Genomic DNA, 13900 nt, shown 5'->3' on the forward strand with positions numbered 1-13900 from the left:
CCATGAGCACCGTCCATGTCGTCGGCGCCGGCATGGCCGGCCTCGCCGCCGCCGTAGCCCTGGCCGGCAGCGGACGCCACGTGATCCTCCACGAGGCTGCCGGACAGGCGGGAGGCCGCTGCCGGTCCCTGCACGACGGCGTGCTGGATCGGACGATCGACAACGGCAACCACCTGCTGCTGGGCGGCAACCGCGCCGTGTTCGCGCTGCTCGACCGGATCGGCGCCCGCGATCGGCTGGTCGCCGCTGCGGACCCGGCGGAGTTCCCCTTCCTGGACCTTGGCACGGGGGAACGGTGGGCGCTGCGGCCCAACGCCGGTCCCCTGCCCTGGTGGATGCTGGTACCCGGCCGCCGGGTACCCGGCACGCGCCTGCGCGACTACCTGGCGCTGGCCAAGCTGCTTCGGGCGCCCGGGCACGCGACGGTGGCGGACTGCCTGGACCCGCGATCGGTGCTCTACCGTCGCCTGTGGGAGCCGCTGGCGGTCGCGGCGCTGAACATCGCGCCGGACCGCGGGTCGGCACGCCTGATGGGCGCCGTCGTGGCCGAGACCTTTCTGCGCGGCGGGGCCGCCTGCAGGCCCTTCGTCGCCGCGCGGGGCCTGACCGACACCTTCGTCGATCCGGCGCTGGCCTTTCTGGCGGCGCGGGGCTGCGACCTGAGGCTGAAGGCGCGGCTGCGGCGACTCGTGACCGAAAATGGGCGGGTCACGGCCCTGGAATTCGCCGGCGAAACGGTCGAACTGCTGCCGGGCGACGCGGTGGTGCTCGCCCTGCCGCCGGCCGGCGCCGCCGAACTGCTGCCCGGATTGACGGTACCGGAGGCGCACACGGCCATCCTGAACGCCCACTACCGGCTCGACCGCCCGGCAGCGCTTCCGGGCGGAAAGCTCTTCCTGGGGCTGATCGGCGGGACGGCGGAATGGCTGTTCTCCCGGGACGACGTCGTGTCGGTCACCGTGAGCGCCGCCGACCGGCTGATGGACCGGCCGGCCGAGGAGCTGGCAGCCTTGCTGTGGCGCGACGTCGCGACCGCTTGCGGCCTGGGTCCGGCGATGCCGCCCGCCCGCATCATCAAGGAGAAACGGGCCACCTTCCGCCAGACCCCAGCCGACTCGGAGCGCCGCCCCGGCCCCGCGACAGACCTGTCGAACATGTCACTGGCCGGGGACTGGACCGCGACCGGGCTTCCGGCGACCATCGAAGGGGCGATACGGTCAGGAAACAAGGCCGCCGCACGGGTGTTAGACTCTTCATCGGCCGAAAGGCCGGCGCGGACCGCGATGCAGGCTTCACAACGGCGCCCGCTCGACATATCTCAACGGGCGTAGCCTCAAGCAAATTTGCCCCGGCGACCCTTCGCCGCGGCATGTGTCCCGAAAAAACGAAATGAGGAACCGATGGCCTTTGAACTTCCCCCGCTGCCGTACGCGTACGATGCGCTCGATCCCTACATGTCGGCGCAGACGCTGCAGTTCCACCACGACAAGCATCATCAGGCCTACGTCACCACCCTCAACAACCTGATCAAGGACACCCCCCTGGCGGACAAGTCGCTTGAGGAGATCTGCAAGGCGTCCTACGGCGACTCGTCCAAGCAGACCATCTTCAACAATGCCGGGCAGCACTGGAACCACACGCTGTTCTGGCAGATGATGAAGAAGGGTGGCGGCGGCGCCATTCCGGGCGAACTGGAAGCCAAGATCAAGGAAGATCTGGGCGGTATCGACCAGTTCAAGGAAGCCTTCACCCAGGCCGGCATGACGCAGTTCGGCAGCGGCTGGGCTTGGCTGGTGGTCGACGGCGGCAAGCTGAAGGTTACCAAGACCCCCAACGGCGAGAACCCGCTGGTCCACGGCCAGACCGCCCTGCTCGGCTGCGACGTGTGGGAGCACTCCTACTACCTGGACTACCAGAACCGGCGCGCCGATTACCTCAAGGCGTACCTGGACAACATGGTGAACTGGGAATTCGTCGCCGAACTGTACAGCAAGGCCTGACCGGTCCTGCCGACGGAAGAAGGGGCCCGGCGGGCCCCTTTTTTCATGCGTGGAAGGCCGGTATCGTCAGACCGGCAGGAGGGCCGCGGCGACGCGGCGTTCCTCTGACAGGAGCACGTTGTAGGTGCGGCAGGCGGCACCCGTCTCCATCACGTCCACGACGATGCCGGCCTCGCGCAGTTCGCGGCGGAGCTTCGACGGCAGCAGGCCCATCTTGGGGCCGGAGCCGAGCAGAAGGATCTCGACCGCCGGCTGCGCGCCGCGGATGACGCTGAAGCTCTCGACCGTCAGTTCGGCGAAGCTTCCGGTTTCCCATCCCTGGGTACGGTCGGGAAACACCAGCACCGGCCCCTCGTACAGGGTCCCGCTGACCCGGAAGATGCCCGGGCCATAGGAGTCGATGACCTGACGGTCTGCTGGAATCAGCGGCGTCACATCCATGGTCGTCTCTTTCGGTTCCGTTCGCCCGTGCTCAGGCGTTGCCCGCGGCGGCCGGCTGGTCCTTCCTGCCGGCGCCGCCGGACCGGCCGCGGCGGACATTGAGGTACAGCAGCAGCGGGACGGCGACGCAGATCGACGAGTAAGTCCCGATACCGATGCCCCAGATCAGGGCGAGGCTGAAGCCGCGGATCACTTCGCCGCCGAACAGCACCAGCGCCAGCACCGCCAGCAGCGTGGTGCCGCTGGTGATCAGCGTGCGGGCGAGAGTCTGGTTGATCGCGGTGTTCAGCAATACCGGGAGAGCGGTGGACTTGTGCCGCCGCAGATCCTCACGCACCCGGTCGAACACGACGACCGTGTCGTTGATCGAATAGCCGGCGACCGTCAGCACCGCGGCGACGGTGCTCAGGCTGAATTCCATCTGGGTCAGCGCGAACAGGCCGACGGTGGCGATCACGTCATGGGTCAGCGCCGCGACCGCGGCCACGCCGAACTGCCATTCGAACCGGAACGACACATAGGCGAGGATGCCGCCGATCGCCAGCACCACGGCAAGGATGCCGGCCCGGATCAGTTCGTCGCCGACCTGCGGCCCGACGAACTCGGTCCTGCGGTACTCCACGCCCGGCCCCAGGGCGCCGCGCACCTGCTCGATCGCCGCCATCTGGGCCGCCTCGCCGCCCTCCTGGTGCGGAATGCGGATCATGACGTCGCGCGGGCCGCCGAACTCCTGCAGGGTCGCCTGCCCTATGCCGAGGCCGGACAGGGTATTCCGCATGGAAGCGATGTCCGCCGGCCCCTCCGTGCGCACCTCGATCAGGATGCCGCCGCGGAAATCGATGCCGAAATTCAGCCCCTGGGTGGCGATCATGACGATCGAGCCCAGCACCAGCAGCCCGGAAAGGGCGAAGGCGATCAGCCGGCGGCCGATGAAATCGATCTGGGTATTGTCGGGAACGAGACGTATCGGGCGCATCGGAATTCCGCCTTAAATCGGGATGGCGCGCGGCCGGGTGCGGCGCAGCCAGGTGACCACCATCAGGCGGGTGACCATGATCGCGGTGAACATGGAGGTCAGGATGCCGATCGCGAGGGTCACCGCGAACCCCTTGACCGGGCCGGAGCCCAGGCTGAACAGCAGCAGCGCCGCGATCAGGGTGGTCAGGTTGCTGTCGATGATCGTGGTCAGCGCACGGCTGTAGCCGGCATCGATCGCCGCGACCGGGCTTCGGCCATTCTGCATCTCCTCGCGGATCCGCTCGAAGATCAGCACGTTCGCATCGACCGCCATGCCGATGGTCAGCACGATGCCGGCGATGCCGGGAAGCGTCAGCGTCGCCTGGAGGATCGACAGGGCCGCCAGGATCAGGGCGATGTTGAACAGGAGCGCCACGTTGGCCATCAGACCGAACAGCCCATAGGCCGCGCCCATGAAGATCACGACCAGCAGCAGCCCCAGCAGGCTGGCGATCTTGCCGGCCTCGATGCTGTCGGCGCCGAGGCCCGGGCCGACGGTCCGCTCCTCCAGGATCGTGAGCGGAGCGGGCAGCGCGCCGGCGCGCAGCAGCAGCGCCAGATCCTGGGCGGCCTGGACCGTGAAATTGCCGGAGATCACGCCGCTTCCGCCCAGGATCGGTTCCCGGATGACCGGCGCGCTGATCACTCTCTCGTCCAGCACGATCGCGAAGGGGCGGCCGACATTGTCGCGCGTGGCGTCGCCGAACCGGCGGGCGCCGACCGAATCGAACTTGAAGCTGACGACCGGCTCGCCGTTCTGGAAGGACGGCTGGGCGTCGACCAGCGTGTCGCCGCCGACGATCACCCGGCGATTGACGACATAGGTCTGCCCCGGCACCTCCGCCGACGGCAGAAGCTCGGTCCCCGCCGGGAGTCGGCGGGCGGCCGCGTCGGAGGCGCTGACCGACTGGTCGACGAAACGGAAATTCAGCTTGGCGGTCTGGCCGATCAGGCGCTTGACCCGCTCGGGATCCTGCAGGCCGGGAAGCTGGACCAGGATGCGGTCCTCGCCCTGGCGCTGGATGGTCGGCTCGCGGGTGCCGGTCTCGTCGATGCGGCGGCGGATGATCTCGATCGACTGGTCGACCGCCGACCGCTTGCGCGCCTCCACCGCTACCTCAGTCAGGCGGGCGTTGATCCGGCCCGCCTCGCCGGTTTCCACCGCGAGGTCGCTGTCGAGCCCCCGGGCCAGCTGGTAAGCCCGTTCCCGATCCGCCGCATCGCGCACGGTGAAGGTCACGGCCCCGTCCTGGACGCCCAGGTCGGTGTAGCCGATCCGGGCTTCCCGCAGGGCCGTGCGGGCGCTGTCCACCAGGCCGTTGAGACGTTCGGTGATGACGGTGTCGACCTCCACCTCGAGCAGCAGGTGGGAGCCGCCCTGGAGGTCGAGGCCCAGATTGATGGTCCGGGTGGGCAGCCAGCTCGGCAGGCCCTGGCCCATTTCCTCCACGGTCGATCGTGCGAGCAGGTTTGGAGCTGCGTAGATCACCCCCAGGACACACACGAGGATGACCAGGACGATCTTCCACTTGGCGAAATGAACCATGGCTTGCCGATACCTGCCTCTTCGTCTGATTACTTGCGGCCGAACATCTTGCCGAAACCGCGGGACGGCCCGGTTGTGTTGTCCTGCACCGGCTCGACGGTCGTCTCGGCGGATGCGACATCGTTATCGTCGCCCGTCGCGGCGGTCGCGGTCCGGCCGCCCTTGGCGGGTTCGGTCTTCGCGAGCACCAGGTTGATCGTGGAGCGAAGCACGCGGACGCGGACGCCCTCGGCGATCTCGACCACCAGTTCGTCGTCGGTGCCGACCTTCGTGATGGTGCCGATGATGCCGCCGCCGGTGACGACACGGTCGCCGCGGCGCAGCGCCTCGAGCATGCTCTTATGCTCCTTCAGCTTCTTTTGCTGCGGACGGATCAGCAGGAAATAGAAGACGACGAAGATCAGGATCAGCGGCAGAAACGACATCAGGCCAGCCGCTCCCGCCCCATCCGCGGCCTGTGCATAGGCCGTTGATACGAACATCCGGTGCTCCTCTCGTTATATTCTTGGCGGACCGCGGGACTATAACGGCCCGCGCCCGGGTTGCAATCGAAACCGGCCAAGACTGGCGATCCGTCCGGAAGTCCTTTCAGGATGACCGACCCGTCTTGTGCTGTGCCCGAGCTATGCTAGGGTTTGCCGCCCATGCGGCCCGATCGGGCCGGCCGGGCTCCACATTCCTACCGCATATGTAGTCAGGTTCCCGGTCAGTGCAAACAGCTTCAGACAAAGACGATACATCCCTGCCCGTCCTTCTCGCCCGAATCGCGGACGCGCTCGATCGCCTCGCCCCGCCGCCGGCGCCGTCGCCGGACCTGTCCGGGGCCGACGCCTTCACCTGGCACGCCGAGGGCCGACGCCTCGTCCCGGTGCCCCAGGTCAACCGGGTGGAACTGCCGCTCCTCCAGGGCGTCATGCGCCAGCGCGACACCTTGCTGGAGAACACCCGCCGCTTCGCGGGCGGGCTGCCGGCCAACAACGCGCTGCTGTGGGGCGCGCGCGGCATGGGCAAGAGCTCGCTGGTGAAGGCCGTCCATGCGACGGTATCCGAGGAGATGCCGGGCGTCCTGGCCCTGGTGGAGATCCACCGGGAGGACATCCCGTCCCTGCCCGAACTGCTGAACCTGCTGCGCGCCTCGAAGCGCCGCTTCGTGCTGTTCTGCGACGACCTGTCGTTCGACCATGACGACGCCGCCTACAAGTCGCTGAAGGCGGTGCTGGACGGCGGGATCGAGGGCCGGCCGGCGAACGTCGTGTTCTACGCCACGTCCAACCGGCGCCACCTGATGTCGCGGGACATGATCGAGAACGAGCGCTCGACCGCGATCAATCCCCACGAATCGGTGGAGGAGAAGGTGTCGCTGTCGGATCGCTTCGGCCTGTGGCTTGGCTTCCACAACTGCGACCAGCAGACCTTCTTCGCGATGGTCGAGGGCTACGCCGATCGTTTCGGGCTCGACATGGCCCGGGACCAGCTTCGGGCGGAGGCGATCGAATGGTCGATGACCCGCGGCAGCCGGTCGGGCCGCGTCGCCTGGCAGTTCATCCAGGACCTGGCCGGCCGTCTGGAGAAGCATCTCGACTGACGCGCCGCTCGCCGGAGAGGTGGTCGCGAGGGTCCATCGCCCGGTTGGACTTGCGCAGTTCGAAATGGAGCTGCGGGGAGGAGACGTTGCCGGTGCTGCCGACGGTGCCGATCTTCTGCCCGCGCTTCACCGTGGCGCCGCGATCCACCAGCATCTCGTCCAGGTGGGCGTAGGCGCTCATCCAGCCGTCGGCGTGCCGGATCAGCAGCAGGTTGCCGAAGCCGCGCAGCTCGTTGCCGGCATAGGCCACCACGCCGTTCTCCGCCGCCACGACGGCGGAACCCTTCGGCGCGCTGATGTTCAACCCGTCATTGTGTAGGCCGCCCGGCTTGGGTCCGAATTCCGACAGGATGGTCCCCCGGACCGGCCATTGGAAGCGGCCGGAACTGCGCGGTTCCGGCGTTTCGATGGCGGGCGGGCGGGCCGCCGCCACGGGGGGAGTAACCGCCGCGGGCGGCGGGGGAGCGGGAGCGGCCTGGGCCGGCTTGACCGGGACCCGCGGCACCGGCCTGGCCGCCGGCGCGGGCGGGGGTTCCGAGGCGGCGACCTGGCTGCCCGGCGCCGGTTCCGGAACTGGGCGGACCGGAACGGGCTCGGCCGGAACGGTCTCGGCCGGAACGGGGGCTGCCAGGACCGGCGGGGCGGGAACCGATTCCGGGGCCGGCGTCGGCAAAGGACCGGACTGGACGGCGCCGTATCCGGGACGCGGCGTATAGGGTGGATACTGCGGCTGGGGCGCCGGTTGCGGCACCGGCTCGACCACCGGAGGCGGCAGCGCCCGTGCCGAGACGGTCGGGCGCGGCGCCGCTTCCGGCGGCCGGTCCGCACCCATCGGGGCCGGTTGCCCCGCATCCCCGGCCGGCGCCCTGGCGACCATGGTGGATGACGGCCCCCCCGGCAGCTGGAGCTGCTGGCCCACCTTGATGGCGAAGGGCTCCTTCAGCCCGTTGGTGCGCGCCAGTTCGGACATGCCGACCTGATGCATGCGCGAGATGCTGGAAATCGTATCGCCACGCTTCACGGTGTAGAACCGGGCTGTAGGCAGGCGCAGCCGCTGGCCGACGGCCAAGCCGTATGGCGGCTTCAGGCCGTTGAGCTCGATCACCTCGCGCATCGGCACATTGTACCGGCGCGCGATCGCGTAGACGTTCTCGCCCCGCGCGACCGTGATCATGCCCGGCGCCGAAGGCACCGGCTGTTCCTGGTAGATCGACACGGGAGCAGGCGCATCGGTGCGCGTACAGCCAGCGATGGCGAGGGCGGCGACCAGGGCCAGACGTTTTCCCGGTCCCATGGCGGTCAGGACGTGCGGGCGCGGGCGACCGGAACCGGAACCGGCTCGGGAAGCAGGGGCACGAATCGTACGGGCCACAGTTCCTCCCTGTGCAGGCCGGCTTCGGTGCGGCGGATGCGATAGACCCGCTGGTCCCGCCGGTCGGTCCCCAGCGGGACGACCATGACGCCGCCGATCGCGAGCTGATCGGTCAGGTCCTTCGGGACGGTGCCGTCGGCGGCGGCGGTGACCAGGATCCGGTCGAATGGAGCCTGCTCGGGCCAGCCCTTGGTACCGTCGCCCGCGCGGGTGGTGATGTTGTGCAGCCCGAGCTGGTGGAACCGGGCCTCGGCGTCGCGCAGGAGCGGACGGTGCCGCTCGATCGTGTAAACCCGCCGGGTCAGCCGCGACAGGACCGCCGCCTGATAACCGGACCCGGTGCCGATCTCCAGCACCTTCAGCCGGTTATGCAGCTCCAGCGCCTGGGTCATCATGGCGACCACCAGCGGCTGGCTGATCGTCTGGCCGGAGCCGATCGGCAGGGCCATGTCCTCGTATGCCTGGTCCAGGAACGAGGGCGGGACGAAGGCTTCGCGCGGCAGTCGCTCGATCACGGCCAGTACCGCCGTGTCGGTCACGCCCGACCGGCGAAGCTGCATGATCAGGCGGATCTTTCGCGCGTCGATGCTCAAGCGAACACCGTCCTCAGCGTATCCAGGGTGGGGGTATGGGTCAGGTCCAGGAACAGGGGCGTGATCGCGATACCCTTGTCCATCACCACCCCGATGTCGGTGTCCGGCAGCGTGTCGGCGTCGCCGCGAAGCGTGCCGATCCAGAAATAGGCCCGGCCGCGCGGATCGACCCGCTCGGTCAGGTCGTCGCCGACCTTGCGCTGGCCGTGCCGGACGACATGGATGCCCTTGGCCTCGCCGGGCTCGACGCTGGGGAAATTGACGTTCATCAGCACGTTGCGCGGCCACGCGACCGACACCGCCTTGCGCACCACCTCCGGCCCCCAGTGGAGCGCGGTCTGCCACAGCGCCGGCTGCGCAGGGTCCAGATGCTGGCTCATGGCGATGGCCGGCACGCCCAGCAGGGTCGCCTCCATCGCCGCGGCGATCGTGCCGGAGTAGGTGACGTCCTCGCCCAGGTTGCTGCCGTGGTTGACGCCTGACAGCACCAGGTCGGGCTTGCGGTCCTTGAGGATATGGTTGATCGCCAGAAGGACGCAGTCGGTCGGGGTGCCGTCGACCGCGAATCGGCGCTCGGCCATCTGCCGCATCCGCAGCGGCCGGTGCAGAGTCAGCGAGTGGCTGGCGCCGGACTGCTCGGTCTCCGGCGCCACCACCCAGACATCGTCGGACAGGGTGCGGGCGATCTTCTCCAGCACCTCCAGGCCGGGGGCGTGGATACCGTCGTCGTTGGAAAGCAGGATCCGGGCCTTTGAGACGTCCAGGGGAGCCTTAAGCATCCGCCGCGATCCTATCCAGTCCACCCATGTAGGGCCGCAAGGCCTCCGGCACGATTATGGACCCATCCGGTTGCTGAAAGTTTTCCATGATGGCGATCAGGCACCGGCCGACCGCGACGCCGGAGCCGTTGAGCGTATGGACGAACTGGGTGTTCTTGTCGCCCCGGGGCCGGCAGCGGGCCTTCATGCGGCGCGCCTGGAAATCGCCGCAGGTCGAGCAGCTGGAGATTTCCCGGTAGGCGTCCTGGCCCGGCAGCCAGACCTCGATGTCATAGGTCCTGGCGGCGGAGAATCCCATGTCGCCGGTGCACAGCGCGATGGTGCGGAACGGCAGTTCCAGCCGCTTCAGGACGGTCTCGGCGCATTGGGTCATGCGCTCGTGCTCGGCGTTGGACTGGTCCGGACCGGTCACGCTGACCATCTCGACCTTCCAGAACTGGTGCTGGCGGATCATGCCGCGGGTATCCTTGCCGGCCGCCCCCGCTTCGGAACGGAAGCACGGAGTGAGCGCGGCCATGCGGAGCGGCAGGTCCTCCAGGTCGAGGATTCGGTCGGCCACCAAGTTGGTCAGCGGTACCTCGGCGGTCGGGATCAGCCAGTGTCCCGTCGTGGTGCGGAACAGGTCCTCGGCGAACTTGGGCAGCTGCCCGGTGCCGAAGGCGGCCTCGTCGCGCACCATCAGGGGCGGCATGACCTCGGTATAGCCGTGCTCGTTGACATGGAGGTCGAGCATGAACTGGCCGATCGCCCGCTCCAGCCGGGCCAGCTTGCCGCGCAGCACGGTGAACCGCGCGCCCGACAGCTTGGCGCCGGCGGCGAAATCCATAAGCCCCAGCTTCTCGCCCAGTTCGAAATGCTCGAGCGCATGGTCCAGGCGGGGCGGCTCGCCGACCCGGCGCAGTTCCACGTTGCCGCTCTCATCGGGACCGTCGGGAACGTCGTCGGCCGGAATGTTGGGCAGGCTGGCGAGCAGGGTTTCGAGGGCGGCGCCGGTCTCCCGCTCCTGCTCCTCGGTCTGCTGGATGCCTTCCTTCAGGCCGGCGACTTCAGCCATCAGGTCCTGGGCACCGCGGCCCTCTCGCTTGGCCTTGCCGATTTCCTTGGAAGCCTCGTTGCGGCGGGCCTGCATCTCCTGCAGCGCGGTCTGGGCGGCACGGCGGCTGGCGTCGAGGTCCAGGATTTCACCCGACATGGGCGACAGACCCCGTCTCGCCAGACCACGGTCGAAAGCTTCGGGATTGTCACGAATCAGGCGTAAGTCGTGCATGAGACCACTGGATCGAAGACGTTACGGGAAGTTGTTTATAAAGCTCCTCATGTCCCCGGTCCAGCCGTGCGGAACAGAGCGCGGCGGACTGTGTTCATTCCGCCGCACACTGTGCCCCTTTTCACCCGGAACCTTCACTCGGCCGCTTCGGCTTCCTCTTCGCGCTTCGCCCGCTGCTTCTCCATGACGCGCGCGATCTGCACCGAGATCTCATAGAGCGCATAGAGCGGCACGGCGAGGCCGAGCTGGCTGATCACGTCGGGGGGCGTCATGATCGCGGCGGCGATAAGGATGATGACGATGGCGTATTTCCGCTTGGACGCCAGCGCCTCCGACGAGACGATACCGGCCCGGGCCAGCAGGGTCAGCAGCACCGGAAGCTGGAACGCGATTCCGAAGGCGAAGATCAGGGTCATCACCAGCGACAGGTACTCGCCGACGCGTGCCTCGAACTGGATCGGCAGCCCCTCGGGACCGGGCGCCAGCTGCTCGAAGCTCAGGAAGAAGCTCCAGGCGAGCGGGAAGATCGCGTAATAGACCAACGCGCCGCCCATGAAGAACATGATCGGGGTGGCGACCAGGAACGGCAGGAAGGCGTTGCGCTCGTGCTTGTAGAGGCCGGGCGCGATGAACATCCAGAGCTGGCTGGCGATGACCGGGAAAGCGAGGAACATCGCCGCCCAGAACGCGACCTTGACGTAGGTGAAGAAGGCTTCCGTCAGGCCGGTGTAGATCATCCGCCTGCCTTCGTTGCCGAGCAGGTCGGCCAGCGGACGGACGAGGAAGGCGTAGATGTCGGGGCTGAAATAGTAGCAGATCAGGAAGGCGGCGAAGATCGCCGCTATCGAGTACATCAGCCGATTGCGCAGCTCGATCAGGTGATCGAGCAGCGGCATCTTGCTGTCGTCGAGGCCGTCGTCGCTCACGGTGGTCATGCCCGCTTGTCAGGGGTATCGCCCGGCACCACGGCCGGTTCGGGGATCTTCTGGTCGGCCGGCACGGCTGGGAGCTGCGGCTCGGCGGCCGTCGCGGGGAGTTGGGCCGCCTGGACCGTCCCGGTTCCGCGGACCTCCCCATGGGCCGCCCTGTCCGCCTCGGCTTCCGGGTCGGAGTCATCCTCCGCGCGCGGACGGGCCGTGACCGAGGGACTCGACGTGATGTTGGGATCGAACGCGTTGCGCAGGGAACCCGAGGGATCGATGGTATTCTCCACCTCCTTCGTCAGGTTCAGGTTGCGCAACTCGGTCGCCTGTCGGCGCACGTCCTCCAGATCGGCCTCGCGGATCATCTCGTCCACGCTGTTCTGGAAGTCGCGGGTCAGCATGCGCGCCTTGCGCACCCAGATGCCCACGGTCTTCAGGACCTTGGGCAAGTCCTTGGGTCCAATGACGAGCAGCGCCACCACCATGATGACGAGCAGTTCGGACCAGCCAATATCAAGCATTACGGATCGTCCAGGGACGGCGGAAGGGACCCACTACCATAGGCGGGACGGCGGGCGACATGGAACTTGCCAAGCGCTTTGCGGACGCGGTGCCGGGTCTGCTCAGGTCTTGGCCGTCTCGTCCTTCCTGACCGTGGTGGTGTGATCCACCGTCGGCGTCCCGGCCGCCGGAACGGGAGACGCGGGCTGTCCCGGCGCGGCGTGGACGGAAGTCTGGACCGGCTGGGTCGTGGCGTGGCTGTCGATCACCCGGGGCTGGTCGGCGACGCCGTCATCGTCGTCTTCCTTCAGGCCCGACTTGAAGTTCTTGACCCCCTTGGCGACGTCGCCCATCACCTTCGGCAACTTGCCGGCTCCGAAAATGATCAGGACGATCACGAGGATCAGGACCACCTGCCAAATACCGATACTCATTGAGAATTCTCCAAAGTCCGCTCGTGGGTGCGCGCTGCGGCGGGATATTGGCAGAAAGCCAAACCGACCGCAACGACCCGGGGGGCCAAACCACCCCGGGATATCACAACTGTTTATGTCGGATCTTTGGCGGGAAATACGAAGGCCTGCCGCATGTCCAGCGTGATCGCCACGTGGGTGTCCTCGGGCGGAAGGAACTGGCCGGGCATACGGGAGTGCAGGTGACGGCCCTGGGCGCCGTCCGGCACGTCGAGATGGATCAGGCTCGTCCGGCCGAGCAGCCGGGCCGCCATGACGCGGCCGAGGTTGGGAACGCGGGCACCGGCGGCGGTATCCGGCGCGGAAAGCTGAAGCGCCTCGGGACGGATCAGCACCTCGGCCGCGGCCCCTTCAGGCAGGTCGCAGGGCACGCGGCCGAGCGGGGTCTCGACCGCACCGCCGCGCACCCGCCCGCCGATCCGGTTGACCTCCCCGAAGAACTGCGCGGCGAAGGCATCGGCCGGGCGGGTATAGAGATCGACCGGGCTGCCCAACTGGATCAGCTTGCCGTCCCGCATCAGGGCGATCCGGTCGGCCAGGAACATCGCCTCCTCCGGATCGTGGGTGACCAGCATCGTGGCCGCCCCCGTCTTCTTCAGCACATGCAGCGTCTCGTCGCGCACCTGCTCGCGCAGGCGAGCGTCCAGGCCGGAGAACGGCTCGTCCAGCAGAAGCACCGCCGGATTGGGAGCCAGCGCGCGCGCCAGCGCCACGCGCTGCTGCTGCCCGCCCGACAAGGCATGGGGAAAATGGTCTGCGTAGGCCGCCATGCCGACCTGTTCCAGCGTCTCCATGGCGCGGCGGCGCCGGATTTCGACCGGGATGCCGGACAGGCCGAATCGGACGTTGTCGATCACCGACAGGTGCGGGAACAGCGCGTAGTCCTGGAACACCAGCCCGACCCCGCGCCGCTCCGGCGGAATGCAGCCGCCGTTATCGGCGACCACCTTGCCGTTGATCCGCACCGTGCCGTGCTGAAGAGCCTCCAGCCCCGCCGCGACCCGCAGAAGCGTTGACTTGCCGCACCCGCTGGGGCCGACCAGGCACATGATCTCGCCGCGCGCGATACCGAGGCTGACGTCATCCACGGCCGTCATGCCGCCGTAGCGATGCCGCACATGATCGAGGCCGAGCGCCTCCTCTGCCGATGCGGCGTGCTTCGGCGCCGGGCCAGCCACGTCGTGCGGAGCGGCCGGCGCGTTGCCGGGTCCGTCCGGAGCGGGGGAAACGGAACCGGATCCCGCCGGCGGCTTTCCGACCCAGGTCGCCGAACGGCCGCGCAGGGCAGCCCGCAGTGCCGAACGCAGGCTCAAGGGGCGGGAAGCAACGGTACGGTCGTCGAAATAGGAATGATCCATCGGTCCCGGTCGCTGCTCTGGGGGCGGGCGCAAGCGGCTATTAAG

15 protein-coding genes are annotated in these 13900 nt (G+C 68.2%); 3 read left to right on the forward strand and 12 right to left on the reverse strand.

The genetic code is table 11. The features are described 5' to 3' along the window. Positions 1 to 2 precede the first annotated feature (2 nt). Both hpnE and JL100_RS16765 read left to right on the forward strand, forming a co-directional pair. Complete coding sequence (hpnE, locus tag JL100_RS16760; RefSeq protein WP_202678580.1) at positions 3 to 1331, forward strand: hydroxysqualene dehydroxylase HpnE; 1329 nt, start codon at positions 3 to 5, stop codon at positions 1329 to 1331. A 69-nt stretch (positions 1332 to 1400) separates the two neighbouring features. Further along, on the forward strand, positions 1401 to 2000 hold the full coding sequence (locus tag JL100_RS16765) for a superoxide dismutase (protein ID WP_158045992.1): 600 nt from the start codon (positions 1401 to 1403) through the stop codon (positions 1998 to 2000). Between the two features lie 66 nt (positions 2001 to 2066). Here the strand turns inward: JL100_RS16765 and JL100_RS16770 are convergent, their stop codons facing one another. Genes JL100_RS16770 through yajC form a run of 4 tightly spaced genes read right to left on the reverse strand, consistent with a single transcriptional unit; the run spans position 2067 to position 5486 of the window. Further along, the gene (locus JL100_RS16770) at positions 2067 to 2441 is read right to left on the reverse strand and encodes an Mth938-like domain-containing protein (protein WP_202678581.1); all 375 of its coding nucleotides are present in this window, start codon (positions 2439 to 2441) and stop codon (positions 2067 to 2069) included. A gap of 31 nt (positions 2442 to 2472) precedes the next feature. Next, entirely contained in the window at positions 2473 to 3417 is a 945-nt protein-coding gene (secF, locus tag JL100_RS16775; RefSeq protein ID WP_202678582.1) for a protein translocase subunit SecF, read from the reverse strand. A 12-nt stretch (positions 3418 to 3429) separates the two neighbouring features. After that, entirely contained in the window at positions 3430 to 5004 is a 1575-nt protein-coding gene (gene secD / locus JL100_RS16780) for a protein translocase subunit SecD (protein WP_202678583.1), read from the reverse strand. 29 nt (positions 5005 to 5033) lie between these two features. Continuing rightward, positions 5034 to 5486 carry a preprotein translocase subunit YajC gene (yajC, locus tag JL100_RS16785; RefSeq protein WP_202678584.1) on the reverse strand — a complete coding sequence of 151 codons (453 nt, stop codon included), beginning with the start codon at positions 5484 to 5486 and terminating at the stop codon, positions 5034 to 5036. A 227-nt stretch (positions 5487 to 5713) separates the two neighbouring features. On the opposite strand from yajC, the gene JL100_RS16790 reads away from it, so the two are divergent. Beyond that, the gene (locus JL100_RS16790; RefSeq protein WP_202678585.1) at positions 5714 to 6589 is read left to right on the forward strand and encodes an ATP-binding protein; all 876 of its coding nucleotides are present in this window, start codon (positions 5714 to 5716) and stop codon (positions 6587 to 6589) included. Here the strand turns inward: JL100_RS16790 and JL100_RS16795 are convergent. From JL100_RS16795 to JL100_RS16830, 8 genes are all read right to left on the reverse strand, one after another. After that, on the reverse strand, positions 6546 to 7883 hold the full coding sequence (locus tag JL100_RS16795; protein WP_228420759.1) for a peptidoglycan DD-metalloendopeptidase family protein: 1338 nt from the start codon (positions 7881 to 7883) through the stop codon (positions 6546 to 6548). The genes JL100_RS16790 and JL100_RS16795 overlap by 44 nt on opposite strands. A 5-nt stretch (positions 7884 to 7888) precedes the next feature. Further along, positions 7889 to 8554 (reverse strand): protein-L-isoaspartate(D-aspartate) O-methyltransferase, encoded by a 666-nt coding sequence (locus JL100_RS16800; RefSeq protein ID WP_202678586.1) that lies wholly within the window; start codon positions 8552 to 8554, stop codon positions 7889 to 7891. Next, positions 8551 to 9333, reverse strand: coding sequence for a 5'/3'-nucleotidase SurE (surE, locus tag JL100_RS16805; RefSeq protein ID WP_202678587.1), 783 nt, complete (start codon positions 9331 to 9333; stop codon positions 8551 to 8553). The genes JL100_RS16800 and surE overlap by 4 nt, the downstream gene beginning before the upstream one ends. Further along, the gene (gene serS / locus JL100_RS16810; RefSeq protein WP_202678588.1) at positions 9326 to 10600 is read right to left on the reverse strand and encodes a serine--tRNA ligase; all 1275 of its coding nucleotides are present in this window, start codon (positions 10598 to 10600) and stop codon (positions 9326 to 9328) included. The genes surE and serS overlap by 8 nt, the downstream gene beginning before the upstream one ends. A gap of 134 nt (positions 10601 to 10734) precedes the next feature. Next, on the reverse strand, positions 10735 to 11535 hold the full coding sequence (gene tatC, locus JL100_RS16815; RefSeq protein ID WP_202678589.1) for a twin-arginine translocase subunit TatC: 801 nt from the start codon (positions 11533 to 11535) through the stop codon (positions 10735 to 10737). After that, the gene (gene tatB, locus JL100_RS16820) at positions 11532 to 12044 is read right to left on the reverse strand and encodes a Sec-independent protein translocase protein TatB (RefSeq protein WP_202678590.1); all 513 of its coding nucleotides are present in this window, start codon (positions 12042 to 12044) and stop codon (positions 11532 to 11534) included. The genes tatC and tatB overlap by 4 nt, the downstream gene beginning before the upstream one ends. A 102-nt stretch (positions 12045 to 12146) precedes the next feature. Beyond that, the gene (gene tatA / locus JL100_RS16825) at positions 12147 to 12458 is read right to left on the reverse strand and encodes a twin-arginine translocase TatA/TatE family subunit (protein ID WP_202678591.1); all 312 of its coding nucleotides are present in this window, start codon (positions 12456 to 12458) and stop codon (positions 12147 to 12149) included. A gap of 113 nt (positions 12459 to 12571) precedes the next feature. Beyond that, positions 12572 to 13855 (reverse strand): ABC transporter ATP-binding protein, encoded by a 1284-nt coding sequence (locus tag JL100_RS16830; protein WP_202678592.1) that lies wholly within the window; start codon positions 13853 to 13855, stop codon positions 12572 to 12574. Positions 13856 to 13900: the final 45 nt, after the last annotated feature.

The organism is Skermanella mucosa, assembly GCF_016765655.2.
Lineage (GTDB): Bacteria > Pseudomonadota > Alphaproteobacteria > Azospirillales > Azospirillaceae > Skermanella > Skermanella mucosa.